A 24729-nucleotide genomic window follows, 5' to 3' on the forward strand; every position below is an offset into this window, starting at 1 on the left:
CCCTAGCGGACGCCCAACCCTGCCGTCAGGCCACCGTCGATCCGATGATCGGAGCCGGTGATGAACCCTGCACGATCCGAAGCGAGGAACGCAATAAGCTCCGCCACTTCTTCGGGCTCGCCAATCCGCCCAAGGGGGTGTGCAGCGCCGAACCGCTTGAACACGGCCTCGATATCGGCATCCGGACCATCTGCGGCCCGCGCCGCGCGTTCCAGGATTGGGGTGCGCACAGAACCGGGGCTCACGGACAAGACGCGGATGCGATCGGGGGCAAAGTCCAGCGCCATGGCGCGCGTGAGGGCATGGATTGCCCCCTTTGAGGCCGCATAGGCAGCAACATTGGTTTGGCTGGCGTGCCCCTGAACACTGGCCACGTTGACGATTACTCCGCTGCCGCGAGAGCGCATGATGGGTACGCCGAAATGTGCCGTAAGATAGATGGAGCCCACATTAACCTGCAGGCAGCGGTTGAAATCCTCCGGTGAGGTGCTGACCGCATCGCCATAGGGGTGAACGGCAGCAGAATTGACGATGATGTCGAGGCCCCCCAACTCCCCTGCCATCTCGGCCATGGCAGCCTCTAGCTGCAGCGGGTCGGCAACATCCACATGCTTGACGCAGACCGAACTCTCGCCCGCCAAACGCGCATTGCCCGTCTCGTCTATGCCAAAGGCCGTAACACGCGCCCCTGCCGCAGCGAGCCGCAACGCAACGCTGCGCGCAATGCCCGTGGTGCCAGTCACCAGGGCGATCTTGCCGTCGAACTCAGCCACTAGCCGCCCACCATCAGTTTCACTACCTCATCATGCGTCGTCTCCGAAATCTTGCGCTCTCCGGCCTGCACCCCGCGGCGCAGTACGATGATGCGGTCCGACACCGCGAAAATGTCTTGCAGGTTGTGGGAGATGAAGATCACGCCCCTGCCTTGCGCCTTGAGCTGATGGATCAGGGAAATCACCTTTCGCTGTTCGGGCACACCCAAGGCAGCAGTGGGCTCATCCATGATCAGGATTTGGGCGTTCCAATACACGGCACGGCCAATTGCCACCGCCTGCCTTTGCCCACCCGAAAAATTGCTGACGGGGGCGTTCATCCGGCTCACATGGAAGTCGAGCAAGGCCATGGTCTGTCGTGCAGCATCTGCCATTTTCTTGCGGTCCAGCACCGGGAGGAATCCGAACGCCCTGGTCATGGGTTCGCGCCCCAGGAAAATATTGGCACCGATCGAGAGATTATCCGCCAGCGCCAGGTCCTGGTAGATCGTCTCGATCCCCTTCTCGCGCGCTTCCTGGGGCGTGGAGAAGTGCACGGGTTCGCCGCGGAGCCGGATTTCCCCGGCCGAAGGCCGATATACGCCCGAGATCGCCTTGATCAAGGTTGTCTTGCCAGCGCCGTTATCGCCCGCCAGCGCGACGACCTCGCCGGGCTGCACCACCATGGAGAAATCGCTCAGGGCCTGCACCGCCCCAAAGTTCTTGGAAAGGTTGCGAACCTCGAGAAGGGGCTCGCGCGATAACGGCTCACTCATCGACGCGCCCTCCGCTAAAGCGGCGCTGCGCCTGGTCGATCAACACCGAGATGATGATGACCACACCCACGCTGATGAACTGCCAGAACGGCTCGACGTTGACGAAGACCAGGCCGTACTGGATGACCGCGATCACGAACGCGCCGGCAACCGTACCCAGGATCGTGCCCGACCCACCGAAAAGGCTGGCGCCCCCGATCACCACCGCAGCCACGGAATCGAGCAGGAGCGGCTCCCCCGCCTGCGCGGCGCCGGCATTGAAGCGAGCCGAATAGAGCACCCCTGCCAAGCCGGCACAAAGACCGGACAGCACATAAAGACGGGTGAGGTGACCCTTGATGTTGATGCCTGCCCGGCGCGCTGCCTGAGGATTGGCGCCGATGGCGTAGTTGTGCTGGCCAAACCGTGTCTGGCTCAGAAGGTAGTGCATCAGCAGCACAAACACTGCAGTGATGATCACGATATGGGGCACGTTGAAGATGCGACCGTTCCCCAGGGCCGAGAAGAACGGATTGTTGCTGACGGGCACGACCGTGCCACCCGCCAGAAGGAAGGCCACGCCGCGCGCTACGCCAAACATGCCCAACGTTCCGATGAAAGGTGGCACGCGCAGCCGGGATATCAGCAGCCCGTTGACCAGTCCGGGAATGCCCGCCACCAGCACAGCCACCAAAGCTCCCAGCAACACAGCCATCGGCAGCGGCATCAACGCTCCGGCAGCATTGATCACATGCGCCGCCACCACTGCGGCCAGCCCCATGATGAAGCCAACGGACAGATCGATGCCGCCGGAGATGATCACGAAGGTCTGCCCGGTTGCCAGAAGCAGCGGCGCTACCGCGAAAATGGCGATCGACTGCAGGTTGAAGGGGTTGAGAATAAAGGTGCCATTGAAGGCTATGCGCGCCCAGGCTTCAAACCCAATCACGAGGGCAGCCAGGAACAGCCACGCCCGGAGGCTCGCAATACGTTGCACCCAGCTTTGAGCCATGTCGGCGTGGTCTGCCTGAGGCGCCACGTGTTCCTGGGCAGGCTGTGGTGGTATTTCAGTCGTTGTCATGTCTCAACCTGATCAAACGCCCGGGCTCATGTCCAAGCCGTCTTCGGAGAGCTCCCGAAGACGGCTGCGCGTTCTGATCAGTCAGAATAGATATACTTCGCGACTTCCGGATCGGTGACATTGGACTTGTCGATCACGGTGAAGCCCGTGCCGATCAGGGTTGGAATGGACTGCTCCGTAAGGTGTGCATAGGCCGATACCACACCAAAATAGCCGATTTCTGCGGGATGCTGGGCAATCGCGACGTCGACAAGGCCAGAATCGATATTGTCGATGATGGAGGTCGGCGCGTCGAAGGCCACCACTTTGATCGTGCCGGTCTGACCTGCCTGCTGCACGCCATTAGCGGCACCTAGGGCCGAGAACAGATTGGCTCCAAACACGCCCTTGAGATCACCATTGCGCGCAAACACAGCCTGCAGCTGGCTTGCTGCATTGTTGGCATCGTTCTCGTTGAATTGGGTTTCCAGCACTTCAATTTCGGGGAAGTTCTCGCTCATCTCGAGCTTGAAGCCTTCCTCGCGCTGGTCAGTGGTGGAGATGCCGGGGTTGACGTTGGAAACGTAGACCTTGCCCTCTCCGCCGATCGCATCAGCCAAAGCCCTGGCCGCCATACGGCCACCCAGTATGTTGTCCGAGGCAATATAGGACAGCGGGAAATCCGCATCCCCGCTACCAGTTTGGTACTGTCCCGTGCCGATAAAAGTATCCACTGTGATGATCGGAATGCCCGCATCATGGGCCCGGCGCAGCGGCTCGATCAGTTGGGTGGTGTCCGTAGGGGCTATCAGGATCGCGTCAGGCTGGCGGGCGATCACGGCATCAAGGACCGGTACCTGCACGGTCGGGTTGAACTCTGGTCCGCCCTGGAAGACCAGTTCCACGCCCAAGGCATCAGCTGCTGCCTGAGCGCCCTTGCGCATTGTGATGTAAAAGGCATCCGTCGTGAGGCCCGGGATTAGGGCGATTGTGAATTTCTCATTGTCCTGGGCGATGCTTGGCCCAGCAGCAAACGCGACAGTAGTGGCCAATGCCATTGCGGCTATTGCCTTGAAGATAGAACGACGCTCCATAGTATTCCCTCCCTAGCGAGCTGTTCAGCGGCGACTCATGCCCAGCAAGGAGAAGTTTCCCTTTGTCCTCGTTAGGCAGGCGGCTTGCTTGGCACAGTGTTGACTGTGCCAGCCGAGCAAACCAGCGCTGTTTCCAACAATGTCCTCCCCCGCGCCCTAGCGCGGTCGGGTCTCACATCTTCGGTGAATTTCCCGCCAACAAGTAAGACGCCAAGCCGCAGCAGCCGTCAACAGTTTAGTGGAAGGAAAGAACTAAGGAGTAAGTGCCAAGCCTAGTGAGCAACGAAACCGCTTGCGTCGCCGGGGTGCATTTGCCCCCATTCTTCAGTCCAGACAGACTGATCGCCGGCCAAATACCACGGCGTATAGGTCAGCATGCTTAAGGTAACTGCAATGCCTACCGCCATGGGCAAATGGTAGGCGTGACCTGTTTCAAACTGATCATAGCCGGCCCTTCGCAACTCTCCACAGATGGCAGTTGGAATGTGCAGCACACCCTCCGGCTTGCTGCCGTTCCAGCGCATCTCGACGAATACGCAATCTCCCAGAATGGATGTTGAAAAAGGGAATTGACCGGTCACCGTCCTGTAAGCACCTGATGCGTGTGGAACAATGGGAAGAATGTACCACACGCCAGATGAAAAAGGCCTGACAAAAACCCCAGCTTACTCGCGCATTGGGGCTGAGGCAGTCTCGGCGGCTTACCTCAAGCCATCCCCTGCGGCTACTGGCTGCAGGCCCACGCCACGATCCGGCATCCCCGATCGTGATTGGAGCACGTCTGGAGGGCGTTGCGCTCGGCAGCAGTTCGGCTGGTGCCCCAGTTGGCACCCCAACCACCCTCGCGACCGGCCGCGACAGAACCGCATGCGTTGACGAAGTTCGTCACGACGCGGCAGTCGCGCGCATAGTTCGCGCATCTGGACAAGGCCTCCTGCTGGGCGGCTGCCTTGTTGGGATAGCGGACGCCATAACCATAGGCTCCGCTACCGCTCGAATAGGCGATGGCGCCATATCCCGCCGCATAGGCCGAAACACTCATGATGCCGATGAGCACCAAGGCGCCAATCAATCTGATCATCTTAGATTCCCTCGAAGTAGGAGCCGCTTCAGCACGTCGAAGAGCATGCGAAGCGCACCCTGGCGTGCCCCTGCCTAGTTCAAATCGAAACCATTCAGGCTCAGCGTGTCCGCAGCCAGTTGAAGCGACAGGCTGCCGGCATTGTAGATCGAATGACTGGTTGATGTTGACGTCACCCGGGCATTGGAAACAACATAAACGGCAGCGGCCTTGTCGTCGCCAATGTCGGTTGTAATCTCCATATTGTAGAGCACGGGATCGGCCCCGGCTTTCTGCGCCGCCCATGCCAGAAGGCCTTCATCCACCGGCGTCATCCCGCTCAGCGACAAGGTGAGACTGGTGGAAGGATCAACACCTTCGTAGCCCTCCTGAGAAGCCAGGTACACACCCACGTCCTGGGTCCGGTACTCACCAATTGCTATGCCGTCCGACGCTGTGAGCACGATAACTGCCTTCTCGTGAGTCACCTCCTCCTGCGCAACCACAAACGATGTCGTCGGCATCGCTACTGCAGCTGTCATCATCAGGGCCGTCAGGCCGCGGTGCAGGATTTTGCTCATAAAGTTTTCCCTCTCGAAAGCGTACGTCAGAACATGGATTTTTCTTCCTCATACATTCGGTGCGGCGTGCAGCCGTTGAAGCGGGGTTTCAGGGGGTTTGAACGGCTGTTCCAGCAAAAGCACTTGCCCTAACGTTAAACTTGCTAAAAGTTCGCTCGCCGTCCGGAGCCGAGCGCATGCAAGAAAACACAGCCAAGCTGCAAGTAACGCGCTTTTCCACCGGGGCATTGCCGCCCGGACAACGTCACGAGGCTTGGCTCGCGCGAGATTTGCCCAGCATCTCGCGGGTCTATAAAACCGATCCGCAGGAGCCATTCAACGTCAGCAGCGAAATGCTTGCGCTGGGTGAGTTGAGCATCAACTACGCCGATATCACCGCCCAGCATTGGACCCGTGAGAAATCCCTGCAGCGCAGTTGGCATCCGGACGGCATGGTTGTCGCTCTCACTCTGGAGGGCGACACGCAAGGAGACTGGAACGGCAGGGCGGCACGGACCTCTCCAGGCACTTTGCAGGTCGCTGATCTGGCGCTTCCGTCCGAGCATATTTCCACGCGAAGCAAGACGATCCTGGTCAATGTTCCCAGGGCCATAGCCTATCGCCATGGCATCGACCCGGCACAGCTTCATGGGCAAGCCACGCGCTCAGGCCTGGTAAATTTCTTCTCGGCACATTTGCAAAACTTGCGACAGGAAGCTGCCCATTTGCCGGCCGGAGCCGCGCCTGATTTGGCGCGCAGTGTCATGGCGCTTCTCCAGACAGCCTTGTCTCACGGAATGGGCACGGAGCCCGTGGCCGAGCGGGCCGATCTCGCCATCCTTGCCCGCACGCTGATTGAAAAGGAACTAGCGTCATCGCGCCTCAGCGTTGCGGCACTATGCCGAAGCCTTGGCATTTCCAGGTCCACACTGCACCGCCTGTTTAGCCAGGAAGGCGGCGTCGGCGCCTATATTCGAGAACGCCGGCTGCAATTGGCTCGTGACGCAATCCAGAGCAGCAAGGAGCCACTGCATATCATCGCCGAGCGTTTCGCTTTCAGCGACGGCGCTCATCTGTCCCGGCTATACAAGGCCCGGTTCGGGCAAACGCCTGGCGCAATGCGCAAGGAAAGGAAGGTTGATATCCAGAATTAGGCTGACCTGCCCCTTCGGCTAAACTTCCGGCAGGGGCACGGGCTCCGCTGCAGCGCTTCTGAATGCCTGAACAACGTGGTTGAACGATTCTTCGGGTCCGCTGTCTGCCCTGGCACCTTCTGCCGGGCGCACCATGAACAACAGCAGTGAGCGCCCGGTGACCGTATAGGCGTCCCCGAATGGGAAATAGGAGAGGCTTTCCTCGTCAGGCTGGTTGGTGTCGATCAGGCGCACCCAGCGTTGACCACCGGCCGCCTCGGGGAGCTTGAACGAAACCGCATCGTCATGGGCATTGAGCACCAGCAGGATGGTTGCGTCCGTACCAACGCGGCGCACACCGGTTTCCTGCGCACGACCATCCATCAGGACGCCCATGCACTTGGCATTGCCATCTCCCCAGTCGGCTTCGGTCATCTCATCGCCGTTGGGATTGATCCAGGCGATGTCCTTGACACCAATTTCCTCGTCATAGCTGCCGGTCAGGAACCGCCCGCGGCGCAACATGGCAAGGGCGCGTCGCAGGCGCGCGAGCTTCTGAGTGAAATGAGCGAGATTGCGCCCATCCTCGTCGATGCTTTTCCAATCAATCCAGGAAATCTCATTGTCCTGGCAATAAGCATTGTTGTTGCCGTTCTGGGATCTGGCAAATTCATCGCCGGCCACCAGCATGGGCGTGCCACGCGACAGGAACAGCGTGGCGAGCATGTTGCGCATCTGCCGGAAGCGCAGCGACTTGATGTCGGGATTGTCGGTCGGGCCCTCGGCGCCGTGATTGTTGGAGAGATTGTCGCTCGTGCCGTCCCGATTATCCTCCCCGTTCGCTGAATTGTGCTTGTCGTTGTAGGAGACGAGATCGTTGAGCGTGAAGCCATCATGTGCCGTGATGAAGTTGACCGATGACCAGGGCCTGCGGCCACCCTTGTTGAAGAGGTCAGCCGATGCGGTCAGGCGAGAGGCCAATTCAGGCAGCTTGCCCTCATCGCCGCGCCAGAACCCACGCACGGTATCGCGGAAGCGGTCGTTCCATTCGGCCCAACCGGGCGAGAAGCGTCCGACCTGATACCCGCCGGGACCGCAATCCCATGGCTCTGCAATGAGCTTGACTTCGCTCAGCACCGGGTCCTGGCGGCACGCATCAAGGAATCGTCCGTCTTCCTCGAATCCATGTGGTTCGCGGGCCAGAATGGTTGCCAGATCGAAGCGGAAGCCATCGACCTGCATTTCGGTGGCCCAGTAGCGCAGGCTATCCATGACGAGCTGCAGCACGCGGGAGTCACTCAAATTAACCGTATTCCCGGTGCCCGTATCGTTGATGTAGTAGCGCGGGTCCGGTGCCAGACGGTAATAAGAGGCGTTATCGATGCCCTTGAATGAAATTGTGGGGCCGCGCTCGTTGCCTTCGGCCGTGTGGTTGTAAACCACGTCGAGGATCACCTCGAGCCCGTGATAGTGGAGACGCGCCACCATTTCCTTGAACTCAGCAAAGGCAAAATCCCGGTTGGCGGCGTAGCGCCGGGCGGGCGAGAAAAAGCCGATCGTGTTGTAGCCCCAGTAATTGCTCAGCCCCTTGCCGAGCAGATAACCGTCGTCAAGAAAGGTGTGTACCGGCAAAAGCTCAACCGCGGTCACGCCAATCGAAAGGATGTAATCAATCACTTGCTTGGTGGCGAGACCGGCATAAGTGCCGCGCAGCGGCTCCCGGATGTCAGGGCGCAGCTTGGTAAAACCCTTCACATGGGTTTCATAGATGATCGTATTGTCCCACGGCGTTTCTGGCTTGCGCGTTTGCCCCCAGGTGAATGCCTGATCGATCACCCGGCCCTTGAGCATGGAGGGCGCACTGTCTCGCTCATCAAAGGTGAGATCGTCGCCGCTTTCCATGTTGTAGCCGAATAGGGTGGCATTCCAGTCGAGCCGGCCAACCGTCGACTTAGCATAGGGGTCGAGCAGCAATTTGTTTGGATTGAAGCGGTGTCCCGCTGTTGGCTCATAAGGGCCATGAACGCGATAGCCGTAGATGGTGCCGGGCCGCCCTTCCGGGAGATAGCCGTGCCACACGGAGTCCGTGTATTCGGGAAGTGTGATGCGCTCGAGCTCGGTTTCCCCGGCATCGTCGAACAAACACAACTCGACCTTGGTGGCGTGTCGTGAAAAGAGGGCAAAGTTGACCCCCAACCCGTCCCATGTGGCACCCAGGGGATAGGGTCGCCCTTCGAGCACCCTGCTTCGGGTCTGAAGTGCGGGCGCCGCACTTGCAGGATTGGTGTGGGGTGAGACTGCGCGCTTCTTGCTATGGCTCAACGAGGCTGCTCCAGCTTAGGCTGCCCCAGCAACGCGCCAATGCCCAGGTTCGCTCCCCATCCCAAGCGTTCTTTTTTCGAGCGCTTCCCTGATGCGCGCTTGCTGTTCGCTCCAGAAGATCTTGCCGGCTGAAATCCCCATTGCCACCATGAAAGACAGCAAGCAGATCCAGATCAATCCATGGACCAGTCTTGATCCTGGCCATCTGAAAAGCCGCAGCATGCCTAGCGCCAGCAGTCCAAAGCCATAGGCGGCCAGATATGCAGGGATGGCCGCGTAGCCGATGAACCATCCTTGGGCGTAGGGGGCGCTCTTGGTGCCAGGGATGCCAAGGATCCACAAGGGATACAGAAGCGCTGCTGCGACAGCGACAATGAGGGGAATACCGGCAATGGCAGCGAAGCGAACGGCGCCCATTCTTAGACCCTACACCAAGTCACCCGATATCATGCCTGGCTTCATGGCAGTTTTGCCACTGCCATTAAAAGAGGGTGCCCATCGCTGGACACCTTCGCTCGCTCAGTGGCCGCCCGGCTCAACTACGGTAAAGAGCCGGGTTTGGAGGTCATGCTCGCCCCTGAGTTATACCGGAACACGCCGAATTCTGCTGGCCCATCCTTAAGCCAGTTGTGGCGCCAGTTTCGCGTCTTCGGGCTCCCCCAGGAAGATGAGTTCCAAAAGGGCAAGCAGCAGGATCCCGCCGATCATGGCGCCAGAGGTGAGCACAACTCGCTGCAGCACCACTTCGAGTGCATCGCGTCCGCCTGAAGTCGCCGACAGCACCATCACCAATGCGGTCGAGCAGATATATTGGTAGCGCAAAGGCCGCCCGCTGCCCGTCGTCATCTTGTCGATCAGGAAAAAGGTCACCGCCGTCAGCAGCAGAATGAGGATCGCGGGCTGCGGCACCATGCTGTAGACGATGAGCACGCCAGCGGCGATGACACCGCCGATCAAAGTACCACCGCCCCGGTCGATCACCTGGTTCATGCGCTTGTCGTGGCTGGGCTCCGCGCACACAAACAACAGCATTATCGGGACGATCAGCATGTTCATGTCGCCCATCGCAAAGGTGAGCAGCAGAACCGGGATAAAGACTGCAAGCCTGATCATCAGCGCCGAAAGGGGCCGGTCGGTGACAAGGGGCGCTACAATTTCCACATGAACACGGGATGTCTGGGGTGGGAACAGGATGTTGAGCACCACGACGGCGCCCCCGAGTGCAATGCCACCCAGAACCATCGCATCACGCATCGCTGCCAGCGCATAGTCGCTGTAAAGAGCCATCATCGACATCAACAGTGGAAACACCGTCAGCATCATGCCGCCGCGCGAGCCGCGGAACAGCATGAGCGCCATGCCACCAACCATCAGCAGGATATTGACCAGGGTGAAAAGCAGCGGAGCATTCACCGTGGCTGCGGCCAGCCAGCTGAAGATGATCGCGATGATCGGCAGCATGATAGGACCGGCGAACGTTCTTGGCGTCAGCGCACCGCGTTGGCCTGAAGCAATGCTCATGGCCATCACCACGGGCAGCATCGGAATGGTGATGCCCATCGGTTCAGCCAGTACGAGGCAGATCGCTACAATCAGCGCTGTTCGAAGCGCAAGATAGGGATCCTCAAGTGGATCGACCCTTGGAAGCTCTTCCATCGCCCGCGCCTAGTTGAAACCCGCCATGAAGCCGCCCATTGAGAGCAGCGTCGTGGCGATGGCTGGAATGATCCCTTCCTCGGGAACGATCAGCACTCCGGCTTCCGAGCCAAGCCGGACGTTGCGCGGCAGGGCATCGAGATTATCGATCTTTATGCGCACGGGAATTTTGCGCGCAGGCGGAAACCAGCGCGAGTCAGTGCTCGATTGCGACAGGCCATTCACGCTGGTGCGGCCGCTATTGATGCCCCAGGCGACGCTGTCGACCTTTGCTTCGAACTGGTGTCCTGGCGCTGCTTCAAACGTAACCACCGCCCGATCGCCCGGCTCGACGTTAATCAACTGGTTTTCCCTGAAATCCGCGATGATCATCTGCGTGGCCGGATTGATGAAGGTCAGGGCTGGTGTGCCGGCGGCGACAAACTGACCTTCCGTCATCGAAAGGTTCGTTACATAGCCATCGGCCGGCGCGACGATCCTGGTGCTGGCAAGGGCGAACTCGGCCTTCTCAAGGGCGGCCCGGGCGGCGCGCACATTGGGATTGTCCGCATCGCTCGCGCCAGCCGCCACAGTGAGCCGTTCCACCTCGGCCCTCGCCGCATCCACATTGAGCTTGGCCGAACGCTGCGCCGCTTCGGCCTGGGAGAATTTGGCCAGGGGAAGCAGGCCCTTGTCGGTCAGTTGGCGGGCCCGGTCGAGATCGTCATTAGCCGTGCCAAATGCCACTTCGGCCTGCTCCAGCTTGGCAGCTGCAGCGGGAATGGCGGCAAAGCCGGAACCCACGCTGTTGAGGACCTGGTTCAGTTGCGCGCGCGCCTGTTCCACATCGATGCTGTAGGTCGTTGGATCGATTTCGAACAGCGTTTGACCAGCCTCCACCTCGGCATTGTCGGTGATCATCACATTGGTTACCGGCCCGGCAACGCGGGCGGCGATCTGGGTGACATCGGCTGTGACGGAAGCTCCCCCGGCATAGGGGGCATGGTGGTCAGAGAGGGGATACCAGGCAATGGAGCTCCCTATGCTGACAAGCAGCAGCAATCCAAAAAGCTTGGCTTTCTTGCGCTTGTTTGTTGGCTTGGCGACCGGCTCTTCTTCTAGCCCCTCAACAACCGGCTGGAGATGTTGAACGGGCTGCTCAAGCGTGGTCACGGAACGGGAAACGTCGGATCTGGCCTGCGCGTCCGTTGCCGAGCTGGAATCCTCGGCACGGTTCTCTTTGTTGCCAACAAATGCTGTTACCTGTGCCATCATACGCTCCGCTGCTCGGGTGAGGAGCGGATATAAGTGACACCGTTTGGCTTTGCAACTAAGATACTTTATTGCATAGGTACTTTGTGGATAGTGGATGGCACACGAAAAGCTGACTGAAATCGAAGACCTGGTTCGTGAGTTGTCCTCCGAGATCATGCAGGTGTACCGCTGGGTGGCCGAACAGGCAGGGCTGAACCAGACCGACCTGATGAGCCTTTACTTCATCAGCCGCAGCAACGGCTCCGCCACGCCCAAGTCGCTGGCAGAGCGTTTGGGGCTGACCACTGGCGCAACGGCCATCCTGCTCAACAGGCTCGAAAAGCGGGGCTATGTTGTGCGCAATCCTCATCCCACGGACCGGCGCGGCGTTCTTTTGTCATTGGGGCAAGCAACGCGAGATCATCAGTTCGCCAGTCTGCGCGAGCGCCTCTATCGCGTGAACGCTGATGTTATTGCGGAGCTGTCACCCGATGAAGCCACTATTGTCCGCAACTTCATTGCGCGCATTGCGGCCAATACGCGCGAAGCCCTTCAGCATATGCGAACCGCAGAGGATAACGCCGAGGGGAACAAGCCGACTTAGTGCGAGCGAAAATCCCGGCTGTTCACAAATGAGTTCCTGGCGGCCCATCGGCCGCATTGCTCCTTATTGTTTTAGTGAAAATTAGGACGGGGATCGCACTGTTCGGGCATCAAGCTATTTGGTTGCCCATGAAAATTGCCCATTTGCTCTCCGTCGCCTTTCTCGCTCTTGTGGCTCCTGCCTGGGCCGCTTCCCTCCCCGCTCCAAGCTCGACGCCAATCCTGGTCGTCTCGGGCGAGATCGGGGTGACCAATGTTGATGGCACGGCGCAGTTCGATCGGGCCATGCTTGAACAGATGATGGATTCAAGCTTTGAAACCAAGACGCCCTGGCACGATGGCCCCTCGCTCTTTGAGGGCATTTCTATGACGACGCTCATGGACGCGGTTGGCGCCACGGGTGACATGCTGACCGTCACCGCACTCAACGATTATGTAACCGATATCCCCGTTTCCGATTTCGAGCAGTTCGGAACGCTGCTTGCCCTCAAGCGAAATGGCGAGTTCATGTCGGTCCGGGACAAGGGGCCGTTGTTTATCATCTATCCGTTCGACAATTCCGAGGAGCTTCGCAGCCAGACCTATTTCGGTCGCTCGGCATGGCAGGTTGCCAAGATTGCCGTGAAGTAAGACGGCCGGTGCCCCATGCCCCTTAAGCCCCTGAAATGGCTGCTTGCCGCCACCATCATCATCTTCGCGCTGGCCAGCGGCTATGTCTCGGTGCTGACCAAGGACAGGCAGGCGGCTCTGCAGAAGATTTCGCGCTATGACATAGCCTGGACAATTGGTCAGGCTGTGAGCGAATTCATGCGCCTCGAGCAAAGCCTCGCCCATTATGCGATCCCGGGCAGCGACTTACCCATCGAAGAGGTGCGCCTGCGTCTCGACATCGCCTTCAGCCGCCTCAATACTTTCGAGCAGACAGCGCCGCGCCCCGAAACCCAGCGCAGCCTGCGGCTGTTTTTCGAAAGCGATGGAGAAAACGAGGCGACCCTTGCCATCGTGCGCCGCTCGCTTGAGGCAGTGGATGCCGTGGTCAATTCGGGCAGGAATCCACAGCGCGAGGAGCTCGTTGCGGCCCTCAACACGCTTCGGCCCGTGGACGGCAGGCTCACTGCGCTCGCCTCATCCGCTGCCTCCTATGCTGCTGCAGGCGTTGCCCAGGATCGCAGTGAACTGCAAAATCTGTCATTGCTTTCAAGCGCCCTATCGGCCGTTTTCATCGTCTGCGGCGTCCTGCTGATCGCCCTCCTGGTGGTCCACAATGAGATGCTCAGCCGCGCTCAGGGACGGCTGCGCAACCTTGCGGACCAGCTAAGGGACGCCTTTGCCGATCTGCAGATTCAGCACACCCGGTTCGATGCTGCCCTTAACAACATGGCCCAGGCCCTTTGCATGTTCGACAAGGCGGGCAAGCTGGTCGTCTTCAATGGGCGTTTTGCTGAAATCACTGGCTTGGGGCCAAAGCTTCAGGCTGGAATAAATGTCGCAGAACTGGTGCGGCGTAGTTCCCCCTCGTTCCAGAGCCTTTTCCTGTTCCAGCAAGCGCTGCTCACCAGTCCAAAAACTGAGACCCGCATTTGCGATATCGACGAGGACGAGTGCGTTTCCCTGGTTCACTCTCCGCTGCCCGATGGCGGCTGGCTTGCTACTTATGAGGACATCACCGAGCGCCGACGCGCCGCGGCTCGCATCGTCCACATGGCCCATCATGACGCACTGACCGACCTGCCCAACAGGGTGCATTTCAACGACCAGCTCAGTTCGGCCCTCGCAGCCGCCAAGAGAGAACACCAGCAAGTCGCCCTATTCTTGCTGGACCTTGATGATTTCAAGGACATCAACGATAGCCTTGGCCATCACATCGGCGATCAGCTCCTGCAAGTCATCGCGGATCGCCTAACCAGCTTTGTTGGCGATCCCATGCGCATCTCGCGCATTGGCGGGGATGAATTTGCCGTATTCGCCACCGGTGAAACGGCCGGTGTGTGCCTGCACTATGCTGGTCAGTTGATCGACCAGCTCTCCCAACCCTGCGCTATCGATGGCCATGAGATCCAGGTCGGCGTCAGCGTCGGCGTGGTGGAGGCCCAGCCTCATCAGACAGCCGAGCCACAGGAGCTGTTCCGCCGCGCCGACCTTGCCCTCTACAAGGCCAAGGCCGATGGTCGCAGCTGCGCGCGGCTCTACGAGCCCCTGCTCGACGAGAAGCTGCAGGAGCGCAAGAAGCTCGAGCAGGATCTCGGTCGCGCGCTTGAATGCGGCGAGATGTCGGTGCATTACCAGCCCATCATCGATGCGGCCACCCAGCGCCCGACCAGCTATGAAGCGCTGCTGCGCTGGGAGCACAAGGAGCTTGGCTTTGTGTCGCCGGCGGTCTTTGTTCCCATTGCCGAGCAGACCGGCGCGATCCTTGCGCTAGGCGAATGGGTGCTGCAGCAGGCCTGCGCGGAAGCGGCCAGCTGGCCCTACAAAGCCTCCATCGCCGTTAATCTCTCGGCGATACAGTTCCGCGATCCCCTGCTTGTGGAACGCATTACGGGCGTCTTGCGCAAGACGGGGCTCGAGCCCTCGCGGCTTGAACTTGAGATCACCGAATCCGTTCTGCTCGAAGCCTCTGACCTTACGCTTTCAAGCCTGCGGCGCCTGAAAGCTTTGGGCATAAGGATCGCCATTGATGATTTCGGCACCGGCTATTCCTCGCTCAGCAGCCTGCGCAGCTTTCCTTTCGACAAGATCAAGATCGACCGCTCCTTCGTGAAGGACCTGCCCCTGTCCAACGATGCCCGCGCCGTCGTGGAGCTCATCGTCCAGTTGGGCAAGCTCCTGGGCATGAAGACAACAGCCGAAGGCGTCGAAACCCAGGCTCAGTTCGACTGTCTGCGCGCCATGGACTGCACCGAAGTCCAGGGTTTCCTTTTTGACCGCCCCCGCCCGGTCAAAGACCTTGCGCTCCCATATCGCCCTACCGGCACCCACAACGTGCTGGAAGCGCAAAGGCGCGCTTAGTCGCCAGGATGGAGGCGGACGCAATAGGGTTCATGCCGCCTTTAAGCATCTCCTGAGAGGTTGAAAGCTGCTCGCTGCAGCGTTGGCGTTTCATGCCTCGCCCCGGGGATAGGCCACATAGGCCAGACGCTGGCTGTCGGGCGCCCAGGAATTCACATTGATCGTGCCTTGCCCGCCAAAGAATTCGGCGATCGTTTTCTGCCCTTGCCCATCTGGCGACATCACGCGCAACAGCACTGGCTTGTCCGGCGGATGGCCGATCGTGCCCTCGGGATAGCTCAGGAAAGCGACAATCTTGCCGTCCGGGGAAATATGGGGGAACCAGTTGACGCGCGTGTCGGACGTTAATTGCTCGATCCCCGAGCCGTCGGCACGCATGCGAAAGATCTGCGCATGGCCCGGTTGGCTCGCCTTGAGCTCGGAGTTGAAATATATCCACTCACCATCAGGCGAATATTCCGGCCCATCATTTGGCACCGAAAACCTCGTCAATCTCCTGTCAGGCCCACCAGCGGCGGGTATGGTGAAAACATTGACCATGCGCTCGCCTTCGGGCCGCTCCACGGCAACATAGGCCAGCGTTGATCCATCCGGCGAGATCCCATGGAGATAGTAATGGTGTGGCGTTGTGTGCTCGTTGGAGACGCGGCGCGGCTCGCCGCCACCAAATGGGACGGCATAAAGATGGCCATCATCGGAGCTGACATAAATGGTGGCGCCATCAGGCGAGAGGACATGATCATTGTTGAGATCGCTCAACCAGCCCGTGTCGATTTCTTGGGGATCGCCACCGTCGATGCTGATCCGAAACAGCCCCCCGCCGGCGTTGAACACGAGCCATTGCCCATCAGGCGACCAGTTCGGCGCTTCGATCACCTCATCAGCGGTAAAGATAATCCTTTGGGCGCCATCGAGATCGATGATCGTCAGTTCGGAACGCTGCCCAGGCTGGAGGGATCGACCGCGGCGAGGAAAAACAAAGCTCAAGGCTGCACCAGTTTTTAAGTTCGGCTGGCCGTTTTTGCTGGCCAGCAATGTTGCCGCACCTTAGCCAACACCGGCGGTCGCCGGCCAGCTCAAAACCGCCCCGGCACAACGCGCCAATGCCGATCGCAAAGCGAACGGCATTGGCTAGAGGATTTCTGCACTCTTATTTGACCGGCTGGTCTACCGGCTTGCCATTGGGGTCGTTTACCGGGCGACCCATGTCATCGATATTGTCGTCCGGCTGCTGCCCTGGCTCGGCCTGGGAAGGCACGCTGTCATTGGGCTTGTCGGAAGCGGGCTTTTTTTCTGTTTCTGACATTTGTGATGGCCTTTCGTTGTTGCGAACCAAATGGTCAGTGGTGATGCTCGGGCATGTCGCGCAGCTGGTCCTTGGTCCAGTTGGTCACGGCATGAACGTCGCCCGCTTCGTCGCGCATGAATTCCAGATGCTGGAGCGGAAGCGCTACCGGCTTGGCGCCCAGCCCAAGGAAGCCACCGACATCGACGATGACCTGGGTAGCCGCGCCGCTGCCATGCAAGTGCGATACCGTTCCGATCTTGTGGTCGGCGCTGTCATAGATGGTTGCGCCATCAAGCACCGCCGGGGTGAGTTCGGTGGTTGTGAGCCGCGTGTGTTTGGAATGATCCATGGTCTTGCTCCTTCCAGGGATTGCAAGATCAACCGATCCGGCGCTTGTTCTGTTCCCGCCCATTTTACCCCCGCGAGCCTTAAGCGGGGCTCGACACCCTGCCACCCCCAATGGTCAAATAGAGGAACCAGGCCCCACCTCGGTGAATTCGGTGAGATGCAATTCAAGGTAACAGCGTCGCGTTATGATCCGGCTGCCCAAAGGCTGCACTTTACAGCCTCGGGCGAGCGCATGGGCATCCGGTTCACTGTTGCTTCCCATGTCCGCTGCCTCAAGGATCCTGGCACGCCCGACCGCATTCACCTCGTGGCGCTGGTGGCTCTCACCGATATCTTCAAGCGGCCATCAGCTTCCGGGCGTTAGGGCAAACCGCAAGCTGTGAAGCAACCAAGCCGGGCGTGGGCAGTTTGAGTGCTCAGGCGATGATTATCCTGGCGATCCGATGCCGCGCTATTTCTTTGACATCAAAGACGACAAGGAAAGCTCTGTCGACAGCACCGGCATCGAGCTGCCCAATATGGATGCCGCTATCCGGGAAGCTCGGCGTGCACTTGCAGAGATGGTTGGCGAATCCTTAAGAGACAGGGGCAATGGCGACATCGCTGTCCGCATCCGCGATGGTGCCGAAGGACCCGTTCTTCTTGAGGTCAGCCTCAGCACGACCATGCCGGACGGCAAACCCAAGCAGAAGTGATTCTTTGCCTGCTATCATACCTTTAATGGCAATTTTGAGATCAGGCGGGAACGCACGGCACCCCGGGGCATTTACCTCTTCGATAGGAGGCGCCAATGCTGACGATACGCAAAAAACAAAAAATGTGGAATCTGGCAAAGCTGGCAGCCGTCGTGGCCTTTGGAACCCTGCTTCTCACTCCAAAGGACATCGATCTCTCCGCCGTCGCCGGTTTCAACCCCCTGGTCACTCAGGCGCAGGCTTCTGGCCTGTAACAGTGCTCCCGCACGTGAAAACGCCCGCTCGCAACGATCTGCAGCGGGCGTTTCGCATTCCGGCGCCTCGATGAGCCAAATTGCCCCGCTGGCATGGGAAAAAGCAGTTTACCCTTGATGAAGCATCCGATTTAGGCAATGTCACATCCCAAACAGGGGATCCTCATTGCCTATATCCAGCCATGCATTTGTGCGCTCCACAGCCCTGCTGTTGCTGGTCGGCTTTGTCGCGCTCCTGGCCATTGTGGGCACGACGATATGGCTGGTGGAGTTCAACCAGCGATCCTTCGAACAAACAACCGAGGCTCGTGTTGCCCGCTCGGTCACCGTGGGCCTGCGCAATGCGCTCCAGGATCTTGAATCAGGCCAGCGCGGCTTTTTGCTGACCGGCGAAGAGCGCTACCTCGAGCCCTACAATCGCGCCCTGCCTGAAACACCCAACCACATCGCGCGGCTTGTGGAAATCCTGCAGCCCTATCCCGAGGCAAGCCAGTCGCTGGCCAATGTCCGCGAAGCCATCTCGGCCAAGCTCGAGGAAATGGCTCAGACTATCGAGCTGACGCGCAATGGCAATCGGGAGCAAGCCATTGCCATCGTCCAATCGGACGAGGGCAAGGAGGCCATGGACGAGGCGCGCGTGCTGCTGGACCGGATCATCCAGGCAGCCGACCAACGGATCATGGACGGCGTTGAAAGCCAGCGCAATGCCAGCACTGCCCTGCGCTGGGTTACCATTATTGGGGCCTTTGTGATCTTTGCCGTGGCGGCGGGTGCGGTTTGGACCGTTATCCTCTATACGCGTGAACTGGCTGCTGCACGGGCCGAGGTCGAACTGGCCCGCTCGAGCCTTGAGGAGCGGGTGCGCGAGCGCACCTCGGATCTGGGCCGTGCCAATGAAGAAATCCAGCGTTTTGCCTATATCGTGACACATGATCTGCGCGCGCCGCTGGTCAATATCATGGGCTTCACCAGCGAGCTTGAAACCAGCGTCGGCATGCTGTCGGACTACATGGCCAAGGCGCCACAAACCGAAGATGCCGCCTTCAACGAGGCAAAGCTCGCCGCGACCGAGGATTTGCCCGAGGCGATCACCTTTATCCGTGCTGCCACCAAGAAGATGGACAGCCTGATCAACGCCATCCTCAAAATCTCGCGCGAAGGCCGCCGCCAGCTCAAGCCTGAAACCATCAGGCTCAACGAGCTGATCGAGAGCACCGCCAACACCGTGCACCACCAGGTGGTCGACAATGGCGGCAGTGTCACCTCCGATGTGCAACTGCCAAAGATCGTTTCGGACAAGCTCTCGCTGGAGCAGGTGCTGGGCAATCTGCTTGACAACGCCATCAAATACCGCAGCCCCGATCGGCCTATCGAGATCGCCATTCGCGCACGCTCCGCGCCGGGCAACCGCGCGGAAATCAGCGTGGAAGACAATGGCCGGGGCATTGCCGACACTGACCACGAACGCGTATTCGAGCTCTTCCGCCGATCGGGGGCACAGAGCCAGCCGGGCGAAGGCATCGGCCTGGCGCATGTGCGCACCATGGTTCGCAGCCTTGGCGGCGACATTACCCTGCGCTCCAAACTGGGCGTTGGAACGACTTTCATCATCAGCCTGCCGCGCGATTTGCGCAGCCACCTTGGGACAAGAACCACATGAGCAATGACGGCAAGCCAGTAACCATCATCATGATCGAGGACGATGAGGGCCATGCCCGCCTCATCGAAAAGAACATCCGTCGTGCCGGTGTGGGCAACCAGATCATCCCCTTCACCAATGGCACCGAAGCCCTCGAATTCCTGATGGGCCCCGATGGTTCGGGCGAAAGCAACAAGGGGCGTCAGCTCCTGGTGCTGCTCGATCTGAACCTGCCTGACATGACGGGCGTCGACATTCTTGAAAAGGTCAAGGGGAACGAGCACACCCGCCGTTCGCCCGTCGTGGTTCTGACCACCACGGATGACCAGCGCGAGATCCAGCGTTGCTATGATCTGGGCGCCAATGTTTATATCACCAAGCCGGTGGATTATGACGGGTTCGCCAATGCCATCCGGCAGCTCGGGCTGTTCTTCTCGGTCATGCAAGTCCCGGAAACTGAATAGTTAATGCCTAACCGCATTCCCAACGTCCTTTATATCGACGATGACCCGGGCCTTGCGCGTCTTGTGCAAAAGGCCATGGAGCGGCGCGGCTATCGGTTCCAGCATGCGGCCAATAGCGAGGATGGCCTCAAGCGCATTTCCGAGGGCGGGATCGACGTCGTGGCGCTGGACCATTACCTGCCTACGGGTACGGGATTGGACGTTCTGGCGCAGATGGAGGGAATGCAGGATCGGCCAGCCGTGGTTTACGTAACCGGGACAGCCGAGACCAGTGTTGCCGTAGCGGCACTCAAGGCGGGTGCGGCGGATTATGTGCTTAAAAGCGTCGATACAGGCTTTATCGAGTTGCTGATGACGGCCGTTGACCAAGCGATCGAGTTGATCCGGCTGAACCGGGGCAAGGCCCGCGCCGAGCAGGACATGCGCGAAGCCAAGGAGCGCGCCGAAGTCCTTCTGGGCGAGGTCAACCACCGGGTTGCCAATAGCCTTGCCATGGTGTCGGCTCTGGTCGGGCTCCAGGCCAATGCGATCGACAATGACGAGGCGCGCGAGGCGCTATCGGAAACACAGGCGCGCATCCAGGCCATCGCTGGCGTGCATCGGCACCTTTACACCACTGACGATGTTCGTTCGGTCAATCTGCGCGATTATCTGCAGAGCCTCGCCGCGGAACTCGAGACCACCATGCAGGCCAAGCAAACGGCCACGCGCATCCTCCTTGACGTACAGGACATCTCCATCCCTACCGAAAAAGCCGCATCGGTCGGCGTGATCGTCACCGAATTGGTAACTAATGCCCTCAAATACGCCTATGCCGATGGCGAAGCGGGCGAAATCCGCATTGGCCTCAGCCGGTCCGGCACCAAGGATATCGGGCTTGTGGTGGAAGACGACGGCATTGGCTGGGACGGCACCGGCGCCCCCAAGGGAACCGGTCTTGGCAGCCGCATCGTCAAGGCCATGGCCGTGAGCCTTGGTGCCACAGTGAGCTATGCCAACAAGCTCCCCGGCACCAAGGTTGGCGTGCAGTTCCCCGTCTAGCTGCGCAGCCCAGGCGCTTCCTGACCCGTGCTTTGCACATATTCGGTATAGCCGCCACCATAGGCATGCACGCCCTCGGGCGTCAGTTCCAGCACGCGGTTGGAGAGTGCCGCAAGGAAATGCCGGTCGTGGCTGACAAACAGCATGGTGCCCTCATATTGCCCTAGCGCGGAGATCAGCATCTCCTTGGTCGCGATATCGAGGTGGTTGGTGGGCTCATCCAGCACCAGGAAATTTGGCGGATCAAACAGCATCATCGCCATCACCAGGCGCGCCTTTTCGCCACCGGACAGGACGCGGCATTTCTTTTCGATCTCGTCGCCCGAAAAGCCGAAGCATCCTGCCAAGGCGCGCAAGGGCGCCTGCCCCGCCTGGGGAAAGCTGTCCTGCAATTGCTCGAACACGGTGCGATCGCCATCAAGCACATCCATGGCGTGCTGGGCGAAATAGCCCATCTTGACGCTGGGACCACGGGACACCGAACCATTGTCGGGCGTCGCCTCCCCGGCAACAAGCTTGAGCAGCGTTGACTTGCCCGCGCCATTGACGCCCATGATGCACCAGCGCTCGCGCCGACGTACCTGGAAGTCGAGCCCCTCATAGATCGGGCGCTCACCATAGCGCTTGTGAACGTTCTTAAGGATAACCACATCTTCGCCAGAGCGCGGCGGCGCGCGGAATTCGAATTCCACCGTCTGCCGGCGTTTTGGCGGCACCACCCGGTCGATCTTGTCGAGCTTCTTGACCCGGCTCTGTACCTGGGCGGCATGGGATGCCCGGGCCTTGAAGCGCGCGATGAAATCGAGCTCCTTGGCGAGCATGGCCTGCTGGCGCTCGAACTGCGCCTGCTGGTTCTTGTCGGCAATGGCGCGCTGCTGCTGGTAGAATTCGTAATTGCCGCTGTAACTGGTGAGCGATCCGGCATCGATCTCGATGATCTTGGTGACGATGCGGTTCATGAACTCGCGGTCATGCGAGGTCATCAAGAGGGCGCCCGAATAGTTCTTGAGAAAGGCCTCGAGCCAGATCAGGCTTTCCAAATCCAGATGGTTGCTCGGCTCATCAAGCAGCAGCACATCGGGACGCATCAGGAGGATCCGGGCGAGCGCCACGCGCATCTTCCAGCCGCCGGATAGCGCGCCGACATCGCCGTCCATCATCGCTTGCGAGAAGCCCAGGCCATCAAGAACTTCCCGGGCACGGCCATCCAGCGAATAGCCGTCCAGTTCCTCGAACCGTCCCTGCACTTCGCCGTAGCGGTTGATGATCTCGTCCATCTCGTCGGCCCGTTCCGGATCACCCATTGCGGCTTCCAGCTCGGCCATTTCGCGCATGAGTTCGCTGACGGGGCCCGCCCCATCCATGACTTCAGCGACTACGGAGCGACCAGCCATCTCGCCCACGTCCTGGCTGAAATAGCCAATGGTCGTGCCACGATCCACCGACACCTGGCCCTCGTCGGGCGCTTCCTCGCCGGTGATCATGCGGAACAGCGTGGTCTTGCCTGCGCCATTGGGCCCCACCAGACCCACCTTTTCGCCCTTCTGCAGCGCGGCAGACGCGTCGATAAAGACAATCTGCTTGCCGTTCTGCTTGCCGATGGATTCAAGGCGGATCATGTGCGGGTAACCTGGGAGCGCGATAAGAAGTGTGCGCCCCTAAAGCATCCATGACTTGCCGGCACAAGGCCCGAACGGGCGCGGCAGCCATGGCGCAGCACAAATGAGCGGCACGACGTGCTGCCAAAACGGGGGAAATCGCTTCATTCCGATTCAGGAATGAAAAACTTCTACCTGCTAAAAATTACGGGAAACCCATTTACGCCCCGCACTTTAGCCGGTGCGTCGACGCCAACCAAAGGCATCCAATTGGCCTCTCCCTGGCAAATACTGGCTGGGAATCTCGCTGTAGTCGCCCTGTTCGTCCTGGGCTGGGCGCATGCGCGCTATTGGCTGCGTGCCACGCCCAAACGCTACCGGGTGATCCTTTTTGGCCTGACCATGGGCATTGGCACAATCGCCACGATGAGCATGGCGATCTCCTTTGACCAAGGCGTCTTTTTCGACCTGCGCTCGTCACTTCTAGTTGTCACCGCTTTTTTTGGTGGCCTGCCAGCGGCGCTGATAACCACCGCCATCGCCTTGGCCTATCGGATCTTGCTGGGCGGCGCTGGCATTTACGGCGGCACGGCGAGCATTGTGGTTGCGAGCCTCCTGGGCCTTGGGATCCGCCATTTCTCTCGCTCACGGCAGATCGGCGCCGTCCATCTCTGCGTCCTTGGGCTTGCTGCGGCCTTTTCCACTATCGTGGCCAAAACCATGTTGCCAGGAGGCTTGGCGGCGACTTCGCTTACCATGACGAGCCTGCAGATGCTGCCGCTCAATTTCCTCGCGACTGCTCTTGCGGGCCTTGTGCATGTGCAGGCGCGTCGGTTGGGAGCCGAGCGGGACCTGCTTGCCGCCGCCATGGCCCAGACGCCTGACTACACCTATGTCAAGGATCGCCGCGGGCGCTATGCTGCGGTTAATGTGGCCGTCGCCAAGGCTTGCGGCTTTGATGATCCGGCCGACATGATCGGCCGAACGGATGCGGCCATACAAACCCGTGAGCGGGCGTTGGCTCTGCATGAACGCGAGCGCAAGGTGTTGACCAGCGGGGAAAGCCTGCTGGACCATGTGGAAGAAATCCCCGGCCATGGCTGGTTCTCCTCCTCCACAGTGCCGCTCAGGAACAGCGCTGGCGAGGTGATCGGCATTGCCGGCGTCACGCGCGACGTCACACTCGATCGCAAGCTGCAGCAGGAGCTGATCCAGAGTCGCGATACCCTTTCCTTTGCCCTCCAGGAAATGTCGGACGGCCTTGCCATGTTCGACAAGCACGGGCGCCTTGTTTTCAGCAACGCCCAATATCGGCAAAGCTTTCCCCTTAGCGGCAACATCCGCCAGCCCGGCGTCCACATGAAAGAGATCCTCCGCTCGGTGGTCGAAAGCGGCGAACAGCTCACCGTGCCGGAGCGCAACACGGCCTCCTGGGTCAACAAGATCACAGGCAATTTGCGCGTCGAGAGCGAGGAAGTGGTCAGCCTTTATGACGGACGCTGGCTGCAGATCCGCACCCGCCCCGCCAGCACGGGCGCAACCCTGGTGGTGGTCACCGACGTCACCCGCATCAAGCACGCCGAACTGGCCCTTCATTCGGCAACCGACGAGCTCAAGGAACTCGTCCGCACCGATAGCCTGACGGGCCTGCTCAATCGTCGCGCGTTCGATGACACCATTGAAAACGAGATCCGCCGATCCAGCCGCAGCAGCGCACCGTTGAGTTTGTTGCTGATCGATGTGGACCGCTTCAAACCCTATAACGACCATTATGGCCACCAGGCCGGCGACGCCGCCTTGCGCCGGGTTGCTGAAATCCTCAAGGCCAGCCTCAAGCGCCCTGCCGATGTTGCCGCTCGCTATGGCGGCGAAGAATTCGCAGCCGTCTTGCCCGATACGGACGAGGACGGCGCCTATCTTGTGGCCGAAGCCTTCCGCCGCGCCTTGGCCGAGATGCGCATCGATCACCGTACCAGCGAGCGCGGCTATCTCACCGCCAGCATAGGCGTTGCGACCTATATGCCCGAGGCAGGGCAGCGCAGCAGTGCCGAGCTGATCCAGGTGGCCGATGAAGCGCTCTACAGCGCCAAGGCCGCCGGCCGCGATCGCGTCTTTGGCAAGCGGGTCGCCTCCTCACCAGAGCGCTTTGCCAAAGCCATCTAGCC

Annotated in this window: 26 protein-coding genes; 11 read left to right on the top strand and 15 right to left on the bottom strand. The window is 60.0% G+C overall.

The window, feature by feature from the left end; genetic code table 11:
- Positions 1-2 precede the first annotated feature (2 nt).
- From DDE77_RS03020 to DDE77_RS19350, 7 genes are all read right to left on the bottom strand, one after another.
- Positions 3-773, bottom strand: a complete 771-nt coding sequence (locus tag DDE77_RS03020) for an SDR family NAD(P)-dependent oxidoreductase (RefSeq protein WP_108395969.1) — start codon at positions 771-773, stop codon at positions 3-5.
- Positions 773-1528 carry an ATP-binding cassette domain-containing protein gene (locus DDE77_RS03025; RefSeq protein WP_108395970.1) on the bottom strand — a complete coding sequence of 252 codons (756 nt, stop codon included), beginning with the start codon at positions 1526-1528 and terminating at the stop codon, positions 773-775. Before DDE77_RS03025 ends, DDE77_RS03020 begins: the two co-directional genes overlap by 1 nt.
- The gene (locus tag DDE77_RS03030; RefSeq protein WP_108395971.1) at positions 1521-2588 is read right to left on the bottom strand and encodes an ABC transporter permease subunit; all 1068 of its coding nucleotides are present in this window, start codon (positions 2586-2588) and stop codon (positions 1521-1523) included. The genes DDE77_RS03025 and DDE77_RS03030 overlap by 8 nt, the downstream gene beginning before the upstream one ends.
- Positions 2589-2665: 77 nt before the next feature.
- Positions 2666-3661: an ABC transporter substrate-binding protein gene (locus DDE77_RS03035; protein WP_108395972.1), complete on the bottom strand. Its 996-nt coding sequence runs from the start codon at positions 3659-3661 to the stop codon at positions 2666-2668.
- 272 nt (positions 3662-3933) lie between these two features.
- On the bottom strand, positions 3934-4242 hold the full coding sequence (locus DDE77_RS03040) for a hypothetical protein (RefSeq protein WP_157959646.1): 309 nt from the start codon (positions 4240-4242) through the stop codon (positions 3934-3936).
- 143 nt (positions 4243-4385) lie between these two features.
- Entirely contained in the window at positions 4386-4742 is a 357-nt protein-coding gene (locus DDE77_RS19345; protein WP_157959647.1) for a DUF4189 domain-containing protein, read from the bottom strand.
- Between the two features lie 74 nt (positions 4743-4816).
- Positions 4817-5302, bottom strand: a complete 486-nt coding sequence (locus DDE77_RS19350; RefSeq protein WP_157959648.1) for a hypothetical protein — start codon at positions 5300-5302, stop codon at positions 4817-4819.
- Between the two features lie 176 nt (positions 5303-5478).
- Between DDE77_RS19350 and DDE77_RS03050 the strand changes: the two genes are divergently transcribed.
- The gene (locus DDE77_RS03050) at positions 5479-6435 is read left to right on the top strand and encodes a helix-turn-helix domain-containing protein (RefSeq protein ID WP_108395975.1); all 957 of its coding nucleotides are present in this window, start codon (positions 5479-5481) and stop codon (positions 6433-6435) included.
- A gap of 18 nt (positions 6436-6453) precedes the next feature.
- Here DDE77_RS03050 and glgX read toward each other — a convergent pair whose 3' ends face one another.
- The 4 genes from glgX to DDE77_RS03070 all read right to left on the bottom strand — a co-directional run bounded on the left by glgX (position 6454) and on the right by DDE77_RS03070 (position 11643).
- The gene (gene glgX / locus DDE77_RS03055) at positions 6454-8736 is read right to left on the bottom strand and encodes a glycogen debranching protein GlgX (protein WP_108395976.1); all 2283 of its coding nucleotides are present in this window, start codon (positions 8734-8736) and stop codon (positions 6454-6456) included.
- A 15-nt stretch (positions 8737-8751) separates the two neighbouring features.
- Positions 8752-9153 carry a hypothetical protein gene (locus tag DDE77_RS03060; RefSeq protein WP_108395977.1) on the bottom strand — a complete coding sequence of 134 codons (402 nt, stop codon included), beginning with the start codon at positions 9151-9153 and terminating at the stop codon, positions 8752-8754.
- A 201-nt stretch (positions 9154-9354) separates the two neighbouring features.
- A complete protein-coding gene (locus DDE77_RS03065) occupies positions 9355-10392 on the bottom strand; it encodes an FUSC family protein (RefSeq protein WP_108395978.1) in 1038 nt (345 codons plus the stop codon).
- 9 nt (positions 10393-10401) lie between these two features.
- Positions 10402-11643, bottom strand: a complete 1242-nt coding sequence (locus tag DDE77_RS03070) for an HlyD family secretion protein (protein WP_157959649.1) — start codon at positions 11641-11643, stop codon at positions 10402-10404.
- Positions 11644-11740: 97 nt separating this feature from the next.
- Between DDE77_RS03070 and DDE77_RS03075 the strand changes: the two genes are divergently transcribed.
- The 3 genes from DDE77_RS03075 to DDE77_RS03085 all read left to right on the top strand — a co-directional run bounded on the left by DDE77_RS03075 (position 11741) and on the right by DDE77_RS03085 (position 15237).
- On the top strand, positions 11741-12229 hold the full coding sequence (locus DDE77_RS03075; RefSeq protein ID WP_108396261.1) for a MarR family winged helix-turn-helix transcriptional regulator: 489 nt from the start codon (positions 11741-11743) through the stop codon (positions 12227-12229).
- A 128-nt stretch (positions 12230-12357) separates the two neighbouring features.
- Positions 12358-12858, top strand: a complete 501-nt coding sequence (locus tag DDE77_RS03080; protein WP_108395980.1) for a putative pterin-binding protein — start codon at positions 12358-12360, stop codon at positions 12856-12858.
- Between the two features lie 15 nt (positions 12859-12873).
- Entirely contained in the window at positions 12874-15237 is a 2364-nt protein-coding gene (locus DDE77_RS03085) for a putative bifunctional diguanylate cyclase/phosphodiesterase (RefSeq protein ID WP_108395981.1), read from the top strand.
- Positions 15238-15327: 90 nt separating this feature from the next.
- Here the strand turns inward: DDE77_RS03085 and DDE77_RS03090 are convergent, their stop codons facing one another.
- The 3 genes from DDE77_RS03090 to DDE77_RS03095 form a co-directional block, all read right to left on the bottom strand.
- Positions 15328-16224, bottom strand: a complete 897-nt coding sequence (locus DDE77_RS03090; protein ID WP_210204332.1) for a TolB family protein — start codon at positions 16222-16224, stop codon at positions 15328-15330.
- A 163-nt stretch (positions 16225-16387) separates the two neighbouring features.
- Complete coding sequence (locus DDE77_RS19355) at positions 16388-16543, bottom strand: hypothetical protein (protein ID WP_157959650.1); 156 nt, start codon at positions 16541-16543, stop codon at positions 16388-16390.
- A gap of 34 nt (positions 16544-16577) precedes the next feature.
- The gene (locus DDE77_RS03095; RefSeq protein ID WP_108395982.1) at positions 16578-16874 is read right to left on the bottom strand and encodes a PRC-barrel domain-containing protein; all 297 of its coding nucleotides are present in this window, start codon (positions 16872-16874) and stop codon (positions 16578-16580) included.
- Positions 16875-17030: 156 nt separating this feature from the next.
- On the opposite strand from DDE77_RS03095, the gene DDE77_RS03100 reads away from it, so the two are divergent.
- The 6 genes from DDE77_RS03100 to DDE77_RS03120 all read left to right on the top strand — a co-directional run bounded on the left by DDE77_RS03100 (position 17031) and on the right by DDE77_RS03120 (position 20966).
- Positions 17031-17237: a hypothetical protein gene (locus tag DDE77_RS03100; RefSeq protein WP_108395983.1), complete on the top strand. Its 207-nt coding sequence runs from the start codon at positions 17031-17033 to the stop codon at positions 17235-17237.
- Between the two features lie 79 nt (positions 17238-17316).
- Positions 17317-17568 (top strand): DUF6894 family protein, encoded by a 252-nt coding sequence (locus DDE77_RS03105; RefSeq protein WP_108395984.1) that lies wholly within the window; start codon positions 17317-17319, stop codon positions 17566-17568.
- Positions 17569-17663: 95 nt separating this feature from the next.
- Positions 17664-17822 carry a hypothetical protein gene (locus tag DDE77_RS19360; protein WP_157959651.1) on the top strand — a complete coding sequence of 53 codons (159 nt, stop codon included), beginning with the start codon at positions 17664-17666 and terminating at the stop codon, positions 17820-17822.
- Between the two features lie 166 nt (positions 17823-17988).
- Positions 17989-19482, top strand: a complete 1494-nt coding sequence (locus tag DDE77_RS03110; RefSeq protein ID WP_108395985.1) for a sensor histidine kinase — start codon at positions 17989-17991, stop codon at positions 19480-19482.
- Positions 19479-19925, top strand: coding sequence for a response regulator (locus DDE77_RS03115; RefSeq protein WP_108395986.1), 447 nt, complete (start codon positions 19479-19481; stop codon positions 19923-19925). Before DDE77_RS03110 ends, DDE77_RS03115 begins: the two co-directional genes overlap by 4 nt.
- A gap of 3 nt (positions 19926-19928) precedes the next feature.
- A complete protein-coding gene (locus DDE77_RS03120; protein ID WP_108395987.1) occupies positions 19929-20966 on the top strand; it encodes a histidine kinase dimerization/phosphoacceptor domain -containing protein in 1038 nt (345 codons plus the stop codon).
- Here DDE77_RS03120 and DDE77_RS03125 read toward each other — a convergent pair.
- Positions 20963-22585: an ABC-F family ATP-binding cassette domain-containing protein gene (locus DDE77_RS03125; RefSeq protein WP_108395988.1), complete on the bottom strand. Its 1623-nt coding sequence runs from the start codon at positions 22583-22585 to the stop codon at positions 20963-20965. The genes DDE77_RS03120 and DDE77_RS03125 overlap by 4 nt on opposite strands.
- A gap of 159 nt (positions 22586-22744) precedes the next feature.
- Between DDE77_RS03125 and DDE77_RS03130 the strand changes: the two genes are divergently transcribed.
- Complete coding sequence (locus tag DDE77_RS03130; RefSeq protein ID WP_108395989.1) at positions 22745-24727, top strand: diguanylate cyclase; 1983 nt, start codon at positions 22745-22747, stop codon at positions 24725-24727.
- Positions 24728-24729: the final 2 nt, after the last annotated feature.

Source organism: Devosia submarina (assembly GCF_003056345.1).
GTDB lineage: Bacteria > Pseudomonadota > Alphaproteobacteria > Rhizobiales > Devosiaceae > Devosia > Devosia submarina.